Below are 19,335 nucleotides of genomic sequence, written 5' to 3'. Positions count from 1 at the left end.
CCCCGGCCGCCGTCCTACCCGGGGCCGCCCGGCGGCCGCCTCCCCGCCGACGGCGGATCCCCGCCCCGTCCGTCCGCCGCCGCGGCCTGGGGGACGGGGATGAGCGTCATGTCCTCGACCGGGACCGCGACTCGCAAGTCGAGCCGGCGGGAGGAGGGCGGGTTGACGACCGTCACCGGCGACGCGCCGCCGAGGAATGCGGCGACCTCATCGACGGGTCGGACGGTTGCCGACAGTCCCACGCGCTGCGCCGGACGGGGCAGCAAGGCGTCCAGGCGCTCCAGGCTGACGGCGAGGTGGGCTCCCCGCTTCGTCCCGGCCACCGCGTGGACTTCGTCGACGATGACCGTACGCACGCCCTGCAGGGTTTCGCGGGCCCGGGATGTGAGCATGAGGAAGAGGGATTCGGGCGTGGTGATCAGGATCTGCGGCGGGCGTCGCAGAAGCCGCGCCCGCTCTCCGCCGGGTGTGTCGCCGGTGCGCATCCCCACGTCGATGCGCGCCTCCGGGTCGCCCCTCCGGCTGCGCCGGGCCGCTATCCCCTGCAGCGGGGCTCGCAGGTTGCGCTGCACGTCGGCTCCCAGCGCCTTGAGCGGCGAGACGTAGAGGACGCGCGTGGGCGGGGCGGAGGCGTCGCGGAGGCGTGCGCCGGCGGCGTCCGGTCCGGCGGCCGACAGGGCCTTACCGGCCCTCTTTCCGCGGGCGCGGCCGTCATCTCCGTCCGGGGCGCGGCCGGCGCCCCCGGCCTGTGCGGCGTCGCGCTCCCGGTACAGGCCGTCGATGGCGTGCATGAACGCCGCCAGGGTCTTGCCCGATCCGGTCGGGGCGATGACCAGCGCGTTGTCACCGGAGTCGATCGCCGCCCACGCCTCGACCTGCACCGGCGTGGGGCCTGCGAACGCGGACTCGAACCAGTCGCGCACGGCCGGCGTGAACGCGCCGAGGGCGTCGGATACGGTCACGCCCCTACCCTACAAGCTCCGACAACTCCAACCAGCGCTCTTCGAGGCGGGCCGTCTCGCCTTCGAGCTCCCGCAGCCGCTCGGTGAGCCTTCGCAAGCCCTCGTAGTCGCTCTGGTCGTGGGCGGCCATCCGCCGGTGGATGTCGTCCACCCCCGCGCTCAACTTGTCCAGGCGCCGCTCGGTCGAGGCGATCTCCTTCTCGACCGCACGGCGTTCGGCGCCCGACAGAGCGGGCCGGGCCGCCGGACTCCCCGCCGCAGAGGCCTCGGCGGCCGCGTCGGTCGGAGCGCCGGAGCCGGGCGCTCCCGGATCCCCCGTCGCGTCCCCGGCTCCATCGTCCCCGACGCCGTCCTCCCCCGCGGCCGCCAGCCGCAGGTACTCGTCGACCCCGCCGGGAACGTGCCGCAGGCGGCCGCCGAGGATCGCGTACTGCCGGTCGGTCACCCGTTCGACGAAGTATCGGTCGTGGGAGACGACGACGAGCGTGCCGGGCCATGCGTCGAGCAGGTCCTCCATCGCGGCGAGCACGTCGGTGTCGAGGTCGTTGGAGGGCTCGTCGAGGATGAGGACGTTCGGTTCGGCGAGCAGGACGAGGAGGAGCTGGAGTCTGCGCTTCTGCCCGCCCGACAGCTCGCCGACGCGCGCCGAGAGGTGGGCGCGGGAGAATCCCAGCCTCTCCAGGAGCTGTCCGGGCGTGAGCTCCCTGCCGTCCACGACGTACGCCGTGCGGTATCGCGCCAGCACGTCGCGCACGCGTTCGTCCCCGATCTCCTCCAGTTGGGCGAATCGCTGGTCGAGGACGGCCGTGCGGACGGTTTTGCCGCGCCTGACCCGTCCGCTCGTCGGAGCGACCGTCCCGGCGACGAGCCCGAGGAGGGTGGACTTCCCCGCTCCGTTGGCGCCGAGGATCGCCGTGCGCTCGCCGGGCGCGATCCGCCACGTCACGTCGTGCAGGACCTCGCCGCCGCCGTAGTCGACCCCCGCGTCCAGGAGGTCGACCACGTCCTTTCCCAGCCGGGCCACGGCCATGCGCTCCAGGGCGAGGGAGTCGCGCGGCGGCGGGACGTCGGCGATGAGCCGGTTGGCGGCTTCGACGCGGAAGCGCGGTTTCGCCGTGCGCGCCGGGGCTCCGCGGCGCAACCAGGCGAGCTCCTTGCGCATGAGGTTCTGGCGTTTGGCCTGCGCGGCGGCCGCGATCCGGTCGCGCTCGAGCCGTTGGAGCACGTAGGCGGCGTACCCTCCCTCGAAGGGCTCGACGGTCCGATCGTGCACCTCCCACATCGAGGTGGCCACTTCGTCGAGGAACCAGCGGTCGTGGGTGACCACCAGCAGCCCGCCGGCGCCGGCCGGCCATCGGCCGCCCAGGTGTCGGGCCAGCCAGGCGATGCCTTGGACGTCCAGATGGTTGGTGGGCTCGTCGAGCATGAGAACGTCCCAGTCGCCCACGAGCAGCGCCGCGAGCGCGACGCGCCTGCGCTGCCCTCCCGAGAGCGCGGACAGGCCGGCCTGCCAGTCGAGGTCGGGGACGAGGCCGGCGATGACGTCGCGGGTCCTCCTGTCGCCGGCCCATTCGTGTTCCCGCCGTTCGCCTGCGATCGCGCGGCCGACGGTGAGGGAGTCGTCGAGGGCGTCCGCCTGGTCGAGGACGCCCACGCGCAGTCCGCTCCTGCGGGTGACCCGCCCGGAGTCGGGGTCGATCCGCCCCGAGAGCATTCCGAGCAGGGAGGATTTGCCGTCGCCGTTGCGTCCGACGATCCCGATGCGGTCGCCTTCGCCCACGCCGAGCGTCAGCGAATCGAAGACGACTTTGGTCGGGTATTCGAGGCCGAGCCCCTCGGCTCCGAGCAGGTGGGCCATCAGCCGGCCTGCACGATGCGCGCCCCCGGCGCGGGGCCGTTGGCCCGTACGACGCCCAAGTGCGGCAACCGGCGGGCGAAGCCGTCCGCCAGCGCGTCGGCTTCCTCGGCGTCTGCGGCGAGGACGGCGATGGTCGGCCCGGACCCGGCGAGGATCCTCGCCACACCCACGTGCCCGATCCTCTGGAAGAGCTCGGCCAGGTCGGGCCGCAGGTTCAGAGCGGGGAACTCCAGGTCGTTGACCATGTGGGGCGCGATGTCCGCCAGGTCGGCGCTTTCCAGCCCTCGGCGCAGGGCCTCGGTCGAGGCCGGTCTGTCGGGAAGCGGGAGCGGCGCCTCGGCGAGCAGCGTGCTCGCGCCTCCCCTGCCCGCGACGCACACCTTGGCCCCGTCCAGGACCGTCGCCAGGTCGACTCCCACGCCCGGCATGATGTCCTCGGCCAGCTTGTCGTATTCCCGGAAGACCTCCGGCGTGGACAGCCCCACGGGGTTGGTCACGAACACCCACGAATGCGCCCTCGCCGAGTGCAGCTCGGTCAGCTCCTCGCCGCGTCCGCGTCCGCGCGCCACTCCGCCGTGCAGGGCGAAAGGCACGTCGGATCCCAGGTCGGCGGCCAGCCGGTACAGGTCGTCGACGCCGAGTCCGAGCCCCCAGAGCTCGTTGAGCGCGAGGAGCGTTCCGGCGGCGTCGGCCGATCCTCCCGCCATCCCCCCCGCAACGGGGATCGCCTTGCGCACGGCGAGGGCCGCTCCGAGCCCGGGCCGGCCCGTGGCGGCGCGAAGCGCTTCGGCCGCCCGCAGGACGAGGTTCTCCGGGCCGGTCGTCAGCGTGTCCGCGCCGATTCCCTCTATCGTCAGGGAGAGTCCCTCCGCTTCGCGTGCGACGATCTCGTCGGAGAGGTCGAGGGCTTCGAAGACCGTTTCCAGAGGGTGGTATCCGTCGGGGCGGGTGGCTCCGACTCTCAAAGCCAGATTGACTTTGGCGGGAGCGATGACTCGGACTTCATGCACGCCGTTAGTTTACCGGCATGCCGTCGTCCCGTGAGGCCGTGAACTTCATCGCTTCGCCGCGGCCGGCGGCGGCGATGGCGGCGAAGTCCTCGATCCGCAGCCTCTCGCCGCGCAGGGCCGGGTCGATCCCGGCCGATCGGAGGGCGCCTTCGGCCCGGGCCGGCGATCCCGCCCAGGCGGCGAGGGCCGACCGCAGCGTCTTGCGCCGCTGAGCGAAGGCCGCGTCGACGACGGCGAAGACCTCGTTGCGGGAGACGCAGCTTGGAGGCGGATGCCGGATGAAGGAGACGAGTGCGCTGTCCACGTTGGGGACAGGCCAGAACACGGACCGTCCGATCTTCGCGCCGCGCCTGGCGTCCGAGTACCACGCGACCTTGGCGGAGGGGGCCCCGTACGTCCGAGATCCCGGAGCGGCGGCGAGTCTGTCCGCCACTTCGGCCTGGACCATGACGGTGGCGGTCTCGGCGCACGGCAGGGCGTCGAACAGGGTCAGAAGGAGGGGCACCGCGAGGTTGTAGGGCAGGTTCGCCACCAGCTTGGCGGGCAGGAACGGGCCCGTGGGGCCGAGCGGACTCTCGAAGGCCGGTGGGACCGCCAGGTCCTGCGCTCCGGCGATCCGCATGGCGTCCATTGCGGCCACGGCGGCCCGTCCGGCGGCTTCGGGCATGCGCGCCCGGACGGTCGGCAGGAGGGCGGCCGCCAGGCGCGGGTCGACTTCGACGGCGGAGACGAAGGCTCCGGCCTCCAAAAGGGCCAGCGTCAGGGATCCGAGGCCGGGGCCGATCTCAACCACGGCGTCGCCCGGCCGCACGCCCGCGTCGCGGACGATACGGCGGACGGTTCCCGGATCGTGGACGAAGTTCTGCCCTCGGGCCTTGCTGGGCCGCACGCCGAGGGCGCGGGCGATGTCGCGGATGCGGCCGGGGGTCAGGAGCCGCCCCGCGGCCGCGTCCGGGCTGCCGGTCAGCGGCGGCCTCTCGTCAGTACCAGCCCGTGGCCTGCGAATGGCCCCAGGCGGCGCAGGGAGTGCCGTAGCGTCCCTGGATGTAGCCCAGACCCCAGCGGATCTGCGTGGCGGGGTTCGTGCGCCAGTCGGCTCCGGCCGAGGCCATCTTCGACCCGGGCAGCGACTGCGGGATCCCGTAGGCGCCGGAGGACTTGTTCACGGCCGAGGGGTTCCACTCGGACTCTTTGTTCCACAGGGAGACCAGGCAGGAGAACTGGCTGTCGTTCCATCCGTAGGAGGAGAGCATCGAACGCGCGATCTGCTGCGGGTTCCCGGACGGGGCCTGAGTCGACGGCGCCGAGGGAGCCGGCGTGGAAGGCGCAGGGTTGGCGTTGCCCCCGTTCCCGGAGGGGGTGGCCGGGGTGCTCGGCGCGGCCGGCTTGGCCGGGGCCTCGCGCGTGCCCACGCGCACGACCTCCTTGACGGGCTGTTTCTTCTGGGCGCTCAGCACGTTGTTGCGTCCGACCTCTTTGCCGCCCACGTAGGCGACTTCGTACACGTTCGACGCGACACCGTCCTCGCCCTTGGTCTGGACGACGCGTTCGCCCTTGGCGAGCGTGCCGTCCTGTACCTCGGAGGTCTGATGGGGGATCCCGATGTCCTCGCTCACGGTCTTGAGCTCGACGCGGGTCACCTTGACCTCGGAGCCGTTCTCCACGCGCGAGGCCATCTCCTGGGAGACCTTGTCGTTCGCGTTGACGACGATCCCGGCGTCCTTGAGGGCCTGGTGGAGCGTCGGCTTGTCGGTGGTGATCGTGCGGTTCTGGCCGTCGACGTTCACCGTGAACGTCACGCGCGCGATGGCGTGGGCGGACTTGGACTTGACCGCGTCGGTGCCCGGCGTGAGGGTGTGCGCCTCGGCCGTCCCCGGATGCACCAGCATGGCGGACGCGACGGCGCCCACGCCGGAAGCCGCCGCGACGACGGCGGCCACCGCCGCGCGGGAACGGCGGAACAGGGCGAAGCGCCCGCGCTTGGAGGCGACGACGTCCTCGGGGACGTCCCCGCGGTCGTCGACCGCATCGCCCATGTACACCGGGATGGCGTCCGATGTGTCGTCGGTGGTGAGAAGAGGATAAGGCGCCTCGTCCGCCAGGGTGCCCACGTGCCCGAAAGCGCCGTGGCCGCCCACTCCGCGCTCCGCCATGCGCGCGGCTCGGCGCGAGCCGGGCGCCGGCGACTTCGCGAGGTCGAATTGGAATTCGATCGCCTCGCCCTGGGGTGCGGTATGTCGACCCACTGCGTTGCCTCCTGTGTTCGCCGCGGGGCGTTCGCCCACGCGCTCGAGTTCGAAACCTGGAATTGAGTGTAACCAAATCGTTATCTGGTCCGCCACCCGTTCGTCGTCGAATTCACACTCTTCCGTCCCCCGGCATGAGGTATGCGCACGACTGCGCGGGTAGCAGGAGGGCAGCGCGGACGGGTGGGGATCGATGCCCGTCTTTCCGCCGTTCGCCCGCCGCGGAGGCTCCGAGGCGCGGCGGAGCGGCGGCCGCGGGGAAGCGGTGCGAGAGGGAGTCCGGTCGCAGAAAGGGGAGTTCGATCACAGGCCGCCCGCCCACCGTGGCATCCCGCACGGATATGCTGGGTCACATGAGTAATCACTACCCGCCGCAAGGCATGCCTCAGAGTCAGCCTTTCGGGCAGCCTCAATTCGCCCAGCAGCCTCCCGCCGGGTTCCCGCCTCCGGGCCCTGGAGTCCCTCTCAGGCCTCACGGCCCGGGCCTGGCGAACAACAAGCGGTTCCTCGTCGCCGGCCTCCTCGGGGCGGGGGTCATCCTCAGCCTGCTCGTCCTCTTCCTGCCCTACCTGACGGCATCGGGCGGACGGAAGAAGACGGCCACCCTCTCCGATGTGGCAGACGGATTCAAAGACCCGAGCTTCGTACTGGTCCTCATCGCCACGATCGCCGCGGCCGCTGCCCTCGTCCCCCTGTTCCTGGACTATCGCAGGGTGCCGCCCGCCCTCCTCTTCGTGTCGGGCGGCGTTCCCTTGGTCTCGGCGGGAATCGACGCCATCTTCTGGTTCCGCCACCTCGGCAAAGTCAACGACGTCAACGACGTCGCCAAGAAGTACAGCGGATACGGCGGCTCGAGCTCCAGCGCGATCAGCTTCGGCATAGGGTTCTGGTTCCTGCTGGTGGCCACAATCCTCTTGATCGTCGCCGGGGTCCTCGCGATCATCTTCGCCGCGACAGCCCCGAAACCGCGCAATTCCTTCTCTCCGAACTTCGGCGCGCCCATGGACGGAGGGCCGGCCACGGGCTATACCCCCCGACCCGGCTACGGGCCGTCCGCGCCCTCGGCTCCCGGAGCGCAACCCGGCTACGGCTACCCCGGCCAGGCACCGGGCCAACCCGGCTACGGGCCGTCCGCGCCCTCGGCTCCCGGAGCGCAACCCGGCTACGGGCCGGGCCAACCCCGCTACAGCTCGTCCGCACCTTCGGCACCGGCTCCCGGGGCGCAACCCGGCTACGGCCACCCCGGCCAGGCACCGGGCGCAGGCCCCGCCACGCCGGGCCAGCCTTCCGCCACCGGCTACGTCAGTCCGATCACGCCGAACAACCCGGACCAGTATCCGAGGCAATAGCGCAATCGCATATCCGGAGGGCCGCTGGGCAGCTTCGGGAGGATCTGCGCAGATCCGTCCCATCGTCCCACGCCGCTCCGGGTTCGACTCTGCAAGGGGAGGGGCCGTTGCGGCCTCTCCCCTTCGCATACGCCCGCACCTTCCGGCCTCCGCAATTCGGCGTCCGCAACCCGAAAGCGCGGAATCGGAGCCTTCGAGCCTATAGGCTGTCCGTGAGCGCTTCGCCCAGGCGCATACCGCGCTCGACTTCGATATCCCCGAGGCTCGCCATGCCAGATACGACGCGCACCCCGCGCGATCCTCCGCCCCGAGGCCGGAACCGTCCGTCGCAACGCCTCAAGGCCGGCACGCCCAAGCCGCCGGTGCTCGACAGCCCCCGACGCGACGAGCTCCTCGTGTGGAGCGGCGTCGGGATCGTCTGCGCAGTCCTCGCGCTGTTCCTCCCCCACACCCGCGGATTGTTCCTCTCGAGCACGGCGGAACCGCTCTACCGCAGCGCCTCGGGACCTCTGTGGAGCGACAATGCACCCCAGGCGCTCCTGACGCTCTTCTTCATCCTCCTGACGGCCTTCTGCCTCAGGCTGCTCTGCAACCACCGCTCGCGGATGCCCGCCGTCGCCGTCGGTGGAATCCCCCTGTTCGCGGGAATCGTCTTCGCTCTGTTCGCTCTGAAGGAGGCGCTCGACGCCAACGCCGTCCGCGGCGCTCTGGGGGAGGGCGGTTACAGCGTTTCCGTCGAGCTCAGCACAGGCTTCTGGTGCTATGTCGTCTCAGCCGGATGCCTCATCGTATGCGGCGCCCGCGGGGTCGCGTCCGTGATGGGCGGACCGGCCCCTCCTTGCAGGGGGAGCGCCAGGCGGACCCCCGAGAGGGCGCTCTCCCGGCGGGCCAGGCGATACGTCCTGCTGTGGACCTGGTTCGGGATCGCCTGCGGCTTGATCGCGGCCGCGACCCCCGTACTCCGCTTACGCTCCACTCGGCAGGGCATGTCCCTGGAGACGATCTCCAAGGGCAGCGTCGTTGTGCTGATCGCCCTGCTCGCCATGAGCGGGCTGAGCCAGACGGTTAAGCTCGGCACCAGGGAGGCTAGAGAGCGGGCGTTGTTCGCCGTCGGGGGCGTTCCCCTGCTGTCGGGCATCACGCTCCTGGAGCTGTGGGTGTCACTGGCGTTCGCGGTCATGGGGCCGGAGGAGGCCGACTCCTCCCTCTCAGCCTTCCGCGCCGAGGCCGGCTTCTGGCTTCTCCTAGCCTGCTCCTTCTCCCTCATCCTCGGCGGGGCGACCGGGACGCGGGCCGTGACCGAGATGGAGCCGACCGCTGCCCAGGGGCCTCAACGCCGACCCTTCGCGCGCAACGACGCGCACGACGCGAAAGACGATATAGCCGCCCTGCGCGCCCGGATCGCCCGGAAGGAGCGGGAAGCGGCCGCGAGGAGCCGGGCGAAGGCCGAGGAGTCGTCCGGTGTCCCGAGCGCCCCGCCTGCACCCCAACCCGTACCCCGATGGGAGCCGGGCGCCCCGCCGCCTCCCGACTGGCCGGAATCCATGACTCCGGGAAGAGCGAAGCACGCACGCGCCGGCGGAGGCGCAGCCGCCGAGCGCTCGCGGGGCGCGCGGCCGCAAACCGATCCGTTCAACCGCTTCGCCCCCAAGAAAAGCGGAGAAAACACGTAAATTCCTTCCTTTCCCATCATCGACCGTGGTCGCGCCCGCCGTCGACCACACATTCCATTTTTCATACTCCGGACCGCTCTGGATTCTACGGCCACAGGCAAGTAGCCTCTACGCCATGAGCGACATGCCGCCGAGGAATCAACGCATACCACAGGAGATCCCCCGTCTACCGGCGGAACGGCAATCGCCGCTGATGGAAGGCCAGCAGGCACCGCCATGGCGCCAACGGCCGCCGGAGGGGAGAGGGCCGTCCGACGCTCCCGGCAATTGGCACGGAGCCGTCGCTCTCGTCGGGCTGGCGGTGCTGCTCGGGGTGGTGTCGACGCTCCTGCCGTTCGTCAAGCCGCCGGGCACGATTCGCAATGCCGGGGATGAGATCGGAACTCTCGAGCAGATCCGCGAGACGTTCAGGCAGTGGATTCCCGGCGCCTTCGCGATCTCCCTGATCCTCCTGGCCCTGTCCGGGCTGGGCCTCGTCACGCCGTGGCTGCACCGGCGCCTGCGGCCCTATCTCTCCTCGGCGTTCGCGGCCACCGTGATCTTCGCAGCAGTGAACTCGATCCTCACCGCGGTCAGGGTCTTCTCGACCATCCGCGCATCGCGGTCCGACGGCGAGAACGTCGGCGAGCTCAAACTCGGCTTCTGGCTGTTCCTCCTGTCCAGCGCCCTGCTGGCCGTCGGCGGCATGTGGGCCACGGCCAGCGCGTACGCGCAGTGGAGGCAGGACCGCTTCGAACGCCCCGCCTATGCCACCGGTCCGACACCCGGATGGCGAAGGGCGATCCTGACGTGCTTCGCCATAGCGGCCACCCTGGGCGTGGCAGCCTGCGCCACCCCCTACGTGGCGTACAGAACCGGCGAGAAGGGATCCAAGGCCTTCTTCCTGCTCCAATGGGAGCTTCCGTCCTTCATCCGGACGGTGCTCGTCATCGTTCTGGCCGTCCTCGGCCTCCTCTTCCTCCGGATCAGGCCGGGCGCGCGCCCCGGTCCCTTCTTCGCCTGGGGCAGCGTCGCCCCCCTGCTCACCGGCATCGTCCTCTTCGCGACCTGGATGGCCCACCGCGCCTGCCTGCCCGACTTACGCCGACACGACGATTACAGCGACAGCGCCGTCTCGGGCGGCGTGGGTCTGTGGCTCTGCGGGTTCTCCGCGCTGTTCTTCGTCCTGGGCGGGGCCGTCGCGATGGCCTGCAGTCTGCCCCGCCCCGTGTTTCCCTCCGCCTCCCCGATCGCCTTTCCCTCCGCCTCCCCGATCGCCGAGTCGGCCCCTCCGGCTCGGGGTAAGGGAATTCAAGGCGCGGCGGTCCTGCGACTCCTCACGGCGGCCATCCTGGCTCTGGGGATCCTCGCCCTCGTCCTGCCTTACGTGGGGGATCGGGAAGGAGGCGGGAAGAGGTCGCTTCCCCTCCTGACCTCGTCGATATCGGTCGCCATCCTCCTGACGGGTCTCTTCTTCTCCGCGACCAGCCTGACCGCGGTGAGCTCACGGCTCGGCAGGGCGCGGCCGGGGCCGCTCGTCGCCTTGGCGAGCGTGCCGCTCGCCTACGGAACGGTCATCGCCATCGACTTCTTCCGGGACTTCGAACAGCCCGGGGGCGCCGTTCTGCTGTCCAGCTTCACCGCCCGACGGGGACCGGGCACATGGTGTTACATCGTTTGCTCGCTGCTCCTCGTCTTCGCGGGCATCCTCGCGGCCTTCCTCGCGGTGCGAACCGCCGCCGACCGGGGATCCGCCGACGCGGCGCGCGGCGGAGCGGCTCCCGCCGCCTCCCGGGAACCGGAATCGCCGACCGCCGGCGGCGGGGCATCGCGCGCCGCGTCGCCGCTTCTGCCTCCTCGGATGCATCCCGCGGTCGCCTGCCTCGCGGGAGCAGGGAGCCTTCTAGTCATCGTCAGCGTATTCGTGCCGGTGACCTTCATCAACCACGATGACGGAGATGGATACAAGTACATACCTTTCAAAACCGACCCTTATTTTCTGTTAATGATCAGTATATTCTGTTACTTTTCGCTGGTTTACCTGACTCGCGCGATCAGAAAAGGGGAAGAGGACGCCACCCTCCTTGCGGAATTCGCCTTCCTGGCCAGCGGGATCGTCATGATCGGCCGGCTCGCCGACCTGTGGCAGGGGGTCATCAGGTTGCGGAGCAACGACGGGGGCCGCCTCGACGCCGGATTCTCCGTCGGTTTCTGGCTTATCGGCGTGGGCGGGCTCCTGTTCCTCGCCGCCGGGATCGCGGGCGTACTGCTGGCCGCCCGGCGGGCGAGGTTTTTCGCCGTCATTGCGTGGCCCTCCCCTCTCTCCGCGCGCAGGCGGATCGCCCTAGGAGCCCTCAGCGGCCTGGGCAGCGCCCTGACGATCGCATCGGCCTTCCCGCTCTTCACCACCAGCCCCCAGTATTCCGGGCTGGAAAGCGCGAGCATACTCACCAGATACGTCGGCATACTCCTGACCTCGCTGGCGCTGGCCGTCCTCTCCTGCGTCTTCCTCGCGCTCGCCGCCGGCAGGGCGACGTGGCTTCGTCGGCGAATGCTGGCCGCGTTCGCAGTCCTGCCGTTATCCTTCGGAGCGTTCGCCGAGGTCACCGGTTTGGAGCAATGGATCATCGTGCGCTACTGGCGCTCCGCCGACAGCGCGTTGTCGGGCAGTCGTACGGGTCCCGGCTTCTGGCTCTTCGTCGGAGCCGGATTGGCGTTCCTCCTCGCGGGCGCGTTCGCGGCCCGCTTCATCCGCGATATCGACGGCCGGCGCTTCCCGCCGGAAATCCCCGTGCCGCAGGCCCACACGCCGCCGCCATACGGACAGCCCGCCCAGCCGTTGGGCGGCGATCCGTGGAACTATCCGCAGCCAGCGGGGAACCCACGTCCGTTTCCCGCCTACTCGCAACGGTTTCCCGGGCCTCCCCAGTCGCAGGGCGATCCGGCGTCCCGCCAGGCGCCCTCGCACCCGACGCGCGACGGCCAACCCGCTCCCGTCCCCTCTCCTCCGCCCCGTCCTCGGGCCGAACCCACCGGGCCCGCGCCGAGGGACGATGCCTCCGGCCCGGACGCCCCCGGGGACACCAGCCGTTTCGCTCCCCCGCCGAAGGACCCCGACGGTCAGCCCTGACCCGTGGAATCGGCGTTCGCCTGACACCGGGTGGTCGACGGTGCATTTCAGCTTCACGGCACCTACTCTGGGGGTATGAGCAGTCCGCACCAGCCACGAAACACATCGGAGGGCCAAGGCCCCGGTCGCTCCCCGGAGGCGAACGGGCGCTCCGGCCAGCCCGCGGACTCCGGAGCCCCCTCTGGCCACTCCGCCTACGGAACCGGCCGGCTTCCCTACGGGTCCGACCAGTATCCCTATGGATCCGAGCCGCAACCCCCTTACGGGAGCCCCGCCTACGGAGGCGAGCCTTACGCCTACGGATCGAGCCAGCCCCCTTATGGGAGCGATCCCTACGTCTACCGAACCGATCAGTCCGCCTACAGCGGCCGTCCCACCACGGCGCCGGCTACGGCCTCACAGCGCCGGCAGCTTGCAGCAGCTGACGTCGGCGCCTCCTCTCGGAAAGCCTCCAGCAAACCCGCGGTCTTCGCGGGAATCGGGACCACCGCGGGGATACTCGCCGCCATCGGGCTCTTCCTCCCCTACTTCGCCAAGGGGGGAGCATCTCTCTCGTGGGCATCAGCGGGAGACCACGGTGGCTCTTCGGCGCCTTTCCTCTCCTCTCTCGTCGCTTTGACCCTCGGCGCCCTCGTGTCGCTTCTGCCGCATTTCGGCAAGCGGGCTCGACGGGTGAGGGGGAGCCTCGCAGGTCTGGCGCTGACGGCGGCGGGGGGCACAGTGCTGGCCAACTGGATCGTCAACTTCTCCCCCGGCGGCCTCGGCGCGGACGTCTCGCGAGGTGTGGGTTTCTGGGTCATCGGCGCTGCAGCGATTCTCGTGACCCTGGCGGGCGCGGCCACGCTGCTCTTCACTGCGACGTCGCCCACCGCGGGGCGCTCCTCCGACCCCACCGCAGCCCCCTACGGGGAGGCACCCGCGCAGGAGCCTCCCGAGCGTTTCGCCCAGCCGGCCTCCCAGCGAACCGAAAGCCAACCATCGGCTCCGTCGACGTCCAGCGCTGGAACGGCCCGTTCCGGCGCAGTCCAGTGGCCTCCCCCGCGCACATGACGTCCGCGTCCATCGCGAATGCGCCATGGGGAATGCTCCAACTGTTCGCCGGTCGCATAATTCCGGAGTTCGTGCTTTAGTTTCCCCATGAGCAATCAGCACAACCCCGCGGGCGCCTCCAGTCGGTGGCAGCGGGGCCCTGGCAGGGGGAAGCCGTCGAACTCGAAGGACTACGTGGTCCTCGATCCGAAGAAACGTCTACTGTATCTCTCCATCACGGCCGCGGGCGTGATCATCGCCTTCATCAGCTTCTACACGCCCTGGGTGACGGTCGAAGGCTACGGGCAATCCATCTCCCTCTCCCTCGCCGACGCGGGAAGGGCCGGCCACGGCCCCTACAATCTCTCCATCGTCGCGACCGCGGTGGCGATGGCGGGAGGAATCGTCTTCCTCTTCAGCAAGCACCTTCGTCGGCAGTACCTCCTCTCCGCGGGCACGGCGGTGGGCATCGGCGCCGTCGTCATCATCCGCAACTTCGTCGTCAACATCGACGTCGGCAGCCTGTCCAAAATCCCGTCGGTGAATGCGGAACGCGGCCTGGGGTACTGGCTCTACGCCCTGAGCGGCATCTTGATCGCCGCCGGAGCAATCCTCCTGTCGCTGCTGGCTTCCAAGGCGCCCGCGGTGGCTGCGGCTCCCGGACCGGGCGGATCGCCCGCCCCGTCCTACGGCCCCGGCCGGCAACCGCCCGCCGGCCAGCCGCCCTACGCACCCGGCCAGTCACCCTATCCCGGCCAGTCACCCTATCCCGGCCAGCCTGCCTCTCCCTACGGTCCCGGTCAGCAGCCGCCGGCCGGCCGTCCCGGGAGCAGCGGCGCTCCTCCCGCCTCTCAGCAGGGTTTTCAGTCACCCCTCCAGTGACCGACCCGATCAATCGCTCATCGCACCGCGCGGACGGCCGGCTATCGGAAGTCCCGCGGTGCGAAGCCGTCACGGACCTGTGGGCGCAGGCCTTCGCACCGTCGGCTCGTGCGAGGTTCGTCGGCCGCGCGGCGGCGCCCGCTGCTTTCCGCTCACGGACACGGAGGAGGAAGAGGCGGACGGGGCGGCGCAAGCCAAGGCCGTACGGGGCGGTGCCTCGGCACCCGAAGCCGTGCCTCAGATCCCGTAGACCTCCCGGGTGTTGGCCTCGAGCTGCTCGCACCAGGAGGCTTCGTCCCGTCCCCGCAGCTCCGCCATGAACCGCGCCGTGTAGGCGGCTGCGTAGGGGGCGTTCGGATGGCCTCTCCATGGAGCGGGCGTCAGGTAGGGGGCGTCGGTTTCGACGAGCACGAGACGGTCGGGCACGGCGAGGAATGCCTCGCGCAGGGAGTCGTTGGCCGGGTAGGTGAGGGGGCCGGCGAAACTCGCGTACCAGCCGTTGTCGGCGCAGACTTCCGCCATCTCGCGGTCGCCTGAGAAGCAGTGGAAGACGGTCCTGTCGGGCGCGCCGCACTCGGTCAGGATGCGCAGGCAGTCGGCGTGGGCTTCGCGGTCGTGGATCTGGAGTGGAAGGTCGAGGGCCTTGGCGAGTTCGACGTGCATCTTGAACGACTCCTCCTGGGCGGCCTTCCCGGCATCGGCCGTGCGGAAGTAGTCGAGTCCGCTCTCCCCTATCGCCACGACGGCCTCGCTGCGGGCCAGCTCTTCGACCAAGGCCACGGCGTCGGCGAGCGAGTAGTCGCGGTGCCAGGGGTCCAGGCCGTGCGCGAGCCCGTCGGGGCCGGTCTCGGTGACGCCGCAGTGCAGCGGCGCGTCGTTGGGGTGGATCGCTATCGCCGCGGAGAGCCGGGGGTGCGCCTCGGCCAGAGCCACGGTCGGGGCGAGCGTTGGGACCTCGCAGCCGCACGTGACGGCGTGCCGGACTCCCGCCTGCTCCATGCGGGCCAGATGCCACGGGATGCTGCCCTTGACCGGCTCGGTGGGCGGATCGGGCGGCCCGGTTCCGTCCCGTTCGTCCCGTCCTGCGTCTGCGGCCGGGGCGTGCAGGCCTCCCGCGGCCTCCGGTTTCCCGGCTCGCGCGGGGCTCTCCGTCTCGGCGGGGCCGGTTTCGCCTTCGTCGACAGCCGCCGGGTAGTCTCGGTCGCCCGGCACCGGCAGATGCGTGTGGTCGTCGACGATCGGGTGGGCGAGCGGCGCGGGGACGTCGGGGTAGACGCTCCTCTTCTTCCTAGTCATGGTTCCCTACCTATCGCTTCGGACCGTTCGCAAGCGCCTGCGGTTTTCCGCGCGTCGGGCGCGGGCGTCGCCTCCTCGCAGCGCACCGGCCCTCCGGCTGGGGCCGGGCGAGGCGCGTCGGGGCGTCACTCCGTCAGCCCCAGGCGCTGCAGTTCCTCGTCCACAACGGATTCGTCCAGCTTGGCGAAGACGGGCCGCGGCTTGGCGATCGGCGTGCCGGGGACGACGGCGCTCGATTCCCACGGACGCACGTGCGAGTAGTCGCCGGTGATGATCGGGTACGGGTCGCCTCCGTCGAGGTCGTCGACGTCGACGAGCCGCGGCATGGGGGCGATGTCTCCCTGACCGCCGAGTACGCGGTCGATCGCATTCGAGGAGTGCGGCAGGAACACGGACATCATCGTGTTGAGGTCCCACACCGACTGGACGAGGGTGTGCAGGACGGTCGCCAGGCGTTCGCGCTGTTCGGGCGCCTTGAGTTTGAAGGGCTCGGTCCGGGCGACGTAGGCGTTCGCCTCGCCCACCAGCCGCATGGCCTCGGCCAGGGCGGCGCGCTGCCGGTGGTTGGCGATGTGGTCGCCGACCGCGTCGAATCCGCCCCGCACCGCGGCGAGGAGCTCCTCGTCGACGGGCTCGAGGCCCCCGGGTGCGGGGATCTCGCCGAAGTTCTTGGCGATCATGGCGGCTGTGCGGTTGACGAGGTTGCCCCAGCCGGCGACGAGCTCCGAGTTGTTGCGCCGCACGAACTCGGCCCAGGTGAAGTCGGCGTCCGAGTTCTCGGGCCCGGCGATCGAGATGAAGTAGCGCAGGGCGTCGGGCTGGTAGCGGGAGAGGACGTCGCGCACGTAGATGACCACGTTCTTCGAGGAGGAGAACTTCTTCCCCTCCATTGTGAGGAACTCGGAGGCGACCACCTGGGTCGGCAGGTTGAGGGCTCCCAGGCTGCCCGGCTCTCCGCCGTGCGAGCCCTCGCCGTTGTAGGCGAGCAGTTCGGCCGGCCAGATCTGGGAGTGGAAGACGATGTTGTCCTTGCCCATGAAGTAGTAGGAGAGTGCGTCGGGGTCGTTCCACCATCGCCGCCAGTCCTCGGCGCTTCCCTCCCCGGCGGCGGCGCGGCGGCGCGCCCATTCGACGGAGGCCGAGAGGTAGCCGATGACGGCGTCGAACCACACGTACAGGCGCTTGTTGGGCTGGTCCTCCCAGCCGGGGATCGGGATCCCCCAGGAGATGTCGCGGCTCATGGCCCGCGGGCGCACGTCTTCGAGCAGGTGTTTGGAGAAGGCGATGACGTTGGGGCGCCATTCGCCGGTCGCCTCGACGCCGTCGAGCCACTCCCCCAGGGTCCCGGCCAGCGCGGGGATGTCGAGGAAGTAGTGGTCGGTGACCTCGAAGCGCGGCGCCCGCCCGGAGACCGTGGAGATCGGGTCGACGAGGTCCTGCGGGTCGAGTTGGTTCCCGCAGGTGTCGCACTGGTCGCCGCGCGCGCCGGGCGAGCCGCAGATCGGGCAGGTCCCCTCGATGTAGCGGTCAGGCAGGGTGTTGCCGGTGACCGGGTCGATGGCGACGCTCTGCTGCTGGACGATCATGTACCCGTTGTCGCGGCAGACGTCGAACATCTGCTGGACCACGCGCTCGTGGTTGACGGTGGTGGTCCGGGTGAACAGGTCGTAGGACAGGCCGAGGGCCACGAGGTCCTCGACGATGATCCGGTTGTTCTCGTCGGCGAGCTGCTTGGGCGTCTTGCCGGCGGCTTCGGCCGCCACGAGGATGGGCGTGCCGTGTTCGTCCGTGCCGGAGACCATGAGCACGTCCTCGCCGCGCATCCGCATGTACCGGGAGAAGACGTCGGAGGGGACGCCGAATCCGGCGACGTGCCCGATGTGGCGCGGGCCGTTGGCGTAGGGCCACGCAACTGCTGAGAGAACGTTCGACATAGACACAAGGGTACGTCTCCGCGGCGGAGCAGTTCACCTCAAGGCGCGCGTACCCGCAGCCACGCCCGGGGCGGCAGGCGGATTTCGGGCGGGCCGCGGTCCCGCCCAGGTCGGGATGCCGTGGGGATGGCGTGGGCATTCGCCGGTTCCCCATTCTCAGAGAACCCCTGTTCTTTGCGCATAGAACGTGCCATACTGAGTGATATCACCATCTCGCATGTAAAAGGAAAGTGAAATCATGCTCGAATTCGGAGATATACTGAAGTGGGATGCCTCAGAGCTTCGCGCAGCGGGTGAGGAACTTCGATGGGACGCAAAGAAATTCGATGTGATCGCCGAGGATTTCGCTCGCGTCAACACCGAGGACCTTCTAGGAGCCTATGCGGAGTCCGAGGCTAGGGAACGTCGCGCCCTGGTGGATGACGCCTCGGACTTGTTCCGCGATATGACCCAGGCTGGGAATGACCTTCTCACCGGCGCCAGCGCAGTGGAGGACGTGGCCAGAAAAGCATCGGAAGTGTCCTCACGTGCTGCCCGACAAGAATACAGCATTAGCTATTCAGGAGAAGTGGAGTACCATGGCATGCAAGATGAAAGCGAAAGAAAAACCATAAAACTTTCAATCGAAATATTAGTTGATTTATACATTAGAAAAAGTAAAGAAATTGTGTCCACATTGGAAAATGTTTATGAAAGTATAGAGCGTTTGAAAAACACAGCTGATTGGCTTAGTTCAACTAAGCAAGCGATTATTCATTCCAAATCTGATCAGGCACCGAAAGGTGAATGGAACGCTGAGCAAGCCAATGATTGGTGGACTTCACGTTCACATAAGGAGCAAGAGGATATGATAAACAATCATCCTGATTGGGTTGGCAATCTCGATGGCATACCGTTCAAGGATCGCGATCGAGCGAATCGCAAGAGGCTCCTCCTTATGAAGGAGAGTTTGGGTTCTCGTAGGAGATTGCTCGAAGAGGACATCAGCGAGTACAAGAAGGGCAATCGCTTTCGCGATCCGTCGTCTGAAACGAAGTCAAAAGCAGCTGAACTGGCTAATGAATTGGAAAGGGTGAAGAAAGACGAAAAGAAATTGGAACCGCTTTTGAAGTGATTTTCAGGTCCTTCAGATGGAAGGCATTCACTGACAAGCTTCTATCTTCACCGTGGGGATCAATTACAGGCTTCAATCGGCATAGGGGATGTAGACAATGCGGATCATGTGATAGTTTACACCCCGGGAATGACGTCCACAGTCTCTGATAGCATTATCGGAAAAGGCACAGAATGGGGTAAGGAAACCAAAAACGCCGAAAATGTCCTTGATATATCTAACAAGCTCCTTGATAAGGATTTCAAAGAAAATCAGAGGCGATTTGACGAATATGGAAAACCTATAAAGCGCAAAAGTGTGGCTGCTATTGTCACATTAGACTACGACGCTCCTCAATGGGATAATATCCACACGCCTTCCCACTCGGTATTATCGGAAGAGCAAGCGGAAAAAGGCGGGAAGCATATGTCCTCTCTTTACGACGGCATACAAGCCGTGCACAGAAAAGATCCGCACTTAGTTGCAACAGGCCATTCCTATGGATCCACTACTATGGGCAACGGGTTGAGTGGTTCAACGGCTCCCGACGAAGCGATCGGCGTCGGATCTCCCGGTTTGGGAACGAACAGCAGTAGTAAGCTCAATATGTTTCCCGGACATGTATACATTGGCAGTGCGCCGGGAGATATAGTCGCAAGCAGTAGCTGGTTTGGGGACGATCCGTCCTTGAATCCATTTTTCAAGCACTTCAATCTAGGTAGGTGGCGTGGACCTGGCAACCACATATACGAAGGCTCCAGTGGGCATTCCGAGTACATGAGCCCCAACAAGACGTCTACCTACAATATCGCCAGCATACTGGTCGGTAAGGGCATGGCTTCCCCCAGATCCTGAAGGGTAACATTCATGCGTTTCGGGTTTTCGCAGCGAATG

General features: G+C 68.4%; 14 protein-coding genes. 7 read left to right on the top strand and 7 right to left on the bottom strand.

Annotated elements, in window-relative coordinates; genetic code table 11:
- Positions 1–14 precede the first annotated feature (14 nt).
- The 5 genes from HMPREF0043_RS09630 to HMPREF0043_RS09610 form a co-directional block, all read right to left on the bottom strand.
- Positions 15–962, bottom strand: coding sequence for a DEAD/DEAH box helicase (locus HMPREF0043_RS09630; protein WP_021602892.1), 948 nt, complete (start codon positions 960–962; stop codon positions 15–17).
- A 4-nt stretch (positions 963–966) separates the two neighbouring features.
- The gene (locus HMPREF0043_RS09625; RefSeq protein ID WP_021602891.1) at positions 967–2,820 is read right to left on the bottom strand and encodes an ABC-F family ATP-binding cassette domain-containing protein; all 1,854 of its coding nucleotides are present in this window, start codon (positions 2,818–2,820) and stop codon (positions 967–969) included.
- A complete protein-coding gene (locus HMPREF0043_RS09620; protein ID WP_040318287.1) occupies positions 2,820–3,830 on the bottom strand; it encodes a 4-(cytidine 5'-diphospho)-2-C-methyl-D-erythritol kinase in 1,011 nt (336 codons plus the stop codon). The genes HMPREF0043_RS09625 and HMPREF0043_RS09620 overlap by 1 nt, the downstream gene beginning before the upstream one ends.
- 4 nt (positions 3,831–3,834) lie before the next feature.
- On the bottom strand, positions 3,835–4,719 hold the full coding sequence (rsmA, locus tag HMPREF0043_RS09615) for a 16S rRNA (adenine(1518)-N(6)/adenine(1519)-N(6))-dimethyltransferase RsmA (protein ID WP_021602889.1): 885 nt from the start codon (positions 4,717–4,719) through the stop codon (positions 3,835–3,837).
- Between the two features lie 91 nt (positions 4,720–4,810).
- Positions 4,811–6,076, bottom strand: a complete 1,266-nt coding sequence (locus HMPREF0043_RS09610) for a G5 domain-containing protein (RefSeq protein ID WP_040318286.1) — start codon at positions 6,074–6,076, stop codon at positions 4,811–4,813.
- A 353-nt stretch (positions 6,077–6,429) separates the two neighbouring features.
- Here HMPREF0043_RS09610 and HMPREF0043_RS09605 point away from each other — a divergent pair, with 353 nt between their 5' ends.
- From HMPREF0043_RS09605 to HMPREF0043_RS09585, 5 genes are all read left to right on the top strand, one after another.
- Positions 6,430–7,425: a hypothetical protein gene (locus HMPREF0043_RS09605; protein WP_156897588.1), complete on the top strand. Its 996-nt coding sequence runs from the start codon at positions 6,430–6,432 to the stop codon at positions 7,423–7,425.
- A gap of 269 nt (positions 7,426–7,694) precedes the next feature.
- On the top strand, positions 7,695–9,098 hold the full coding sequence (locus tag HMPREF0043_RS09600) for a hypothetical protein (RefSeq protein ID WP_156897587.1): 1,404 nt from the start codon (positions 7,695–7,697) through the stop codon (positions 9,096–9,098).
- A gap of 193 nt (positions 9,099–9,291) precedes the next feature.
- Entirely contained in the window at positions 9,292–12,207 is a 2,916-nt protein-coding gene (locus HMPREF0043_RS09595; RefSeq protein WP_040318284.1) for a proline-rich domain-containing protein, read from the top strand.
- Between the two features lie 75 nt (positions 12,208–12,282).
- Positions 12,283–13,257: a hypothetical protein gene (locus HMPREF0043_RS11280; protein ID WP_156897586.1), complete on the top strand. Its 975-nt coding sequence runs from the start codon at positions 12,283–12,285 to the stop codon at positions 13,255–13,257.
- Positions 13,258–13,344: 87 nt separating this feature from the next.
- Positions 13,345–14,118: a hypothetical protein gene (locus HMPREF0043_RS09585; protein ID WP_021602880.1), complete on the top strand. Its 774-nt coding sequence runs from the start codon at positions 13,345–13,347 to the stop codon at positions 14,116–14,118.
- 237 nt (positions 14,119–14,355) lie between these two features.
- Here HMPREF0043_RS09585 and HMPREF0043_RS09580 read toward each other — a convergent pair whose 3' ends face one another.
- On the bottom strand, positions 14,356–15,414 hold the full coding sequence (locus tag HMPREF0043_RS09580; RefSeq protein WP_021602878.1) for a TatD family hydrolase: 1,059 nt from the start codon (positions 15,412–15,414) through the stop codon (positions 14,356–14,358).
- Positions 15,415–15,539: 125 nt separating this feature from the next.
- Positions 15,540–17,348 carry a methionine--tRNA ligase gene (gene metG, locus HMPREF0043_RS09575; protein ID WP_021602876.1) on the bottom strand — a complete coding sequence of 603 codons (1,809 nt, stop codon included), beginning with the start codon at positions 17,346–17,348 and terminating at the stop codon, positions 15,540–15,542.
- A 238-nt stretch (positions 17,349–17,586) separates the two neighbouring features.
- Between metG and HMPREF0043_RS11275 the strand changes: the two genes are divergently transcribed.
- Both HMPREF0043_RS11275 and HMPREF0043_RS10860 read left to right on the top strand, forming a co-directional pair.
- Entirely contained in the window at positions 17,587–18,462 is an 876-nt protein-coding gene (locus HMPREF0043_RS11275; protein ID WP_021602875.1) for a hypothetical protein, read from the top strand.
- Positions 18,463–18,492: 30 nt separating this feature from the next.
- A complete protein-coding gene (locus tag HMPREF0043_RS10860) occupies positions 18,493–19,296 on the top strand; it encodes an alpha/beta hydrolase (protein WP_084432549.1) in 804 nt (267 codons plus the stop codon).
- Positions 19,297–19,335 lie beyond the last annotated feature (39 nt).

Origin of the sequence: Actinobaculum sp. oral taxon 183 str. F0552, assembly GCF_000466165.1 — a bacterium.
In the GTDB taxonomy this organism is placed as follows: domain Bacteria; phylum Actinomycetota; class Actinomycetes; order Actinomycetales; family Actinomycetaceae; genus Peptidiphaga.
Note: the sequence above shows the minus strand (reverse complement) of the source record. Positions and strands in the feature narration are given on the sequence as shown.

What these genes read in the sequence shown, in the direction of transcription:
- HMPREF0043_RS09625 (WP_021602891.1), bottom strand. Translation starts at nt 2,820, where the DNA reads ATGGCCCACCTGCTCGGAGCCGAGGGGCTCGGCCTCGAATACCCGACC.
- HMPREF0043_RS09605 (WP_156897588.1), top strand. Translation starts at nt 6,430, where the DNA reads ATGAGTAATCACTACCCGCCGCAAGGCATGCCTCAGAGTCAGCCTTTC.
- HMPREF0043_RS09600 (WP_156897587.1), top strand. Translation starts at nt 7,695, where the DNA reads ATGCCAGATACGACGCGCACCCCGCGCGATCCTCCGCCCCGAGGCCGG.
- HMPREF0043_RS09595 (WP_040318284.1), top strand. Translation starts at nt 9,292, where the DNA reads ATGGAAGGCCAGCAGGCACCGCCATGGCGCCAACGGCCGCCGGAGGGG.
- HMPREF0043_RS11280 (WP_156897586.1), top strand. Translation starts at nt 12,283, where the DNA reads ATGAGCAGTCCGCACCAGCCACGAAACACATCGGAGGGCCAAGGCCCC.
- HMPREF0043_RS09585 (WP_021602880.1), top strand. Translation starts at nt 13,345, where the DNA reads ATGAGCAATCAGCACAACCCCGCGGGCGCCTCCAGTCGGTGGCAGCGG.
- HMPREF0043_RS09580 (WP_021602878.1), bottom strand. Translation starts at nt 15,414, where the DNA reads ATGACTAGGAAGAAGAGGAGCGTCTACCCCGACGTCCCCGCGCCGCTC.
- metG (WP_021602876.1), bottom strand. Translation starts at nt 17,348, where the DNA reads ATGTCGAACGTTCTCTCAGCAGTTGCGTGGCCCTACGCCAACGGCCCG.
- HMPREF0043_RS11275 (WP_021602875.1), top strand. Translation starts at nt 17,587, where the DNA reads ATGCTCGAATTCGGAGATATACTGAAGTGGGATGCCTCAGAGCTTCGC.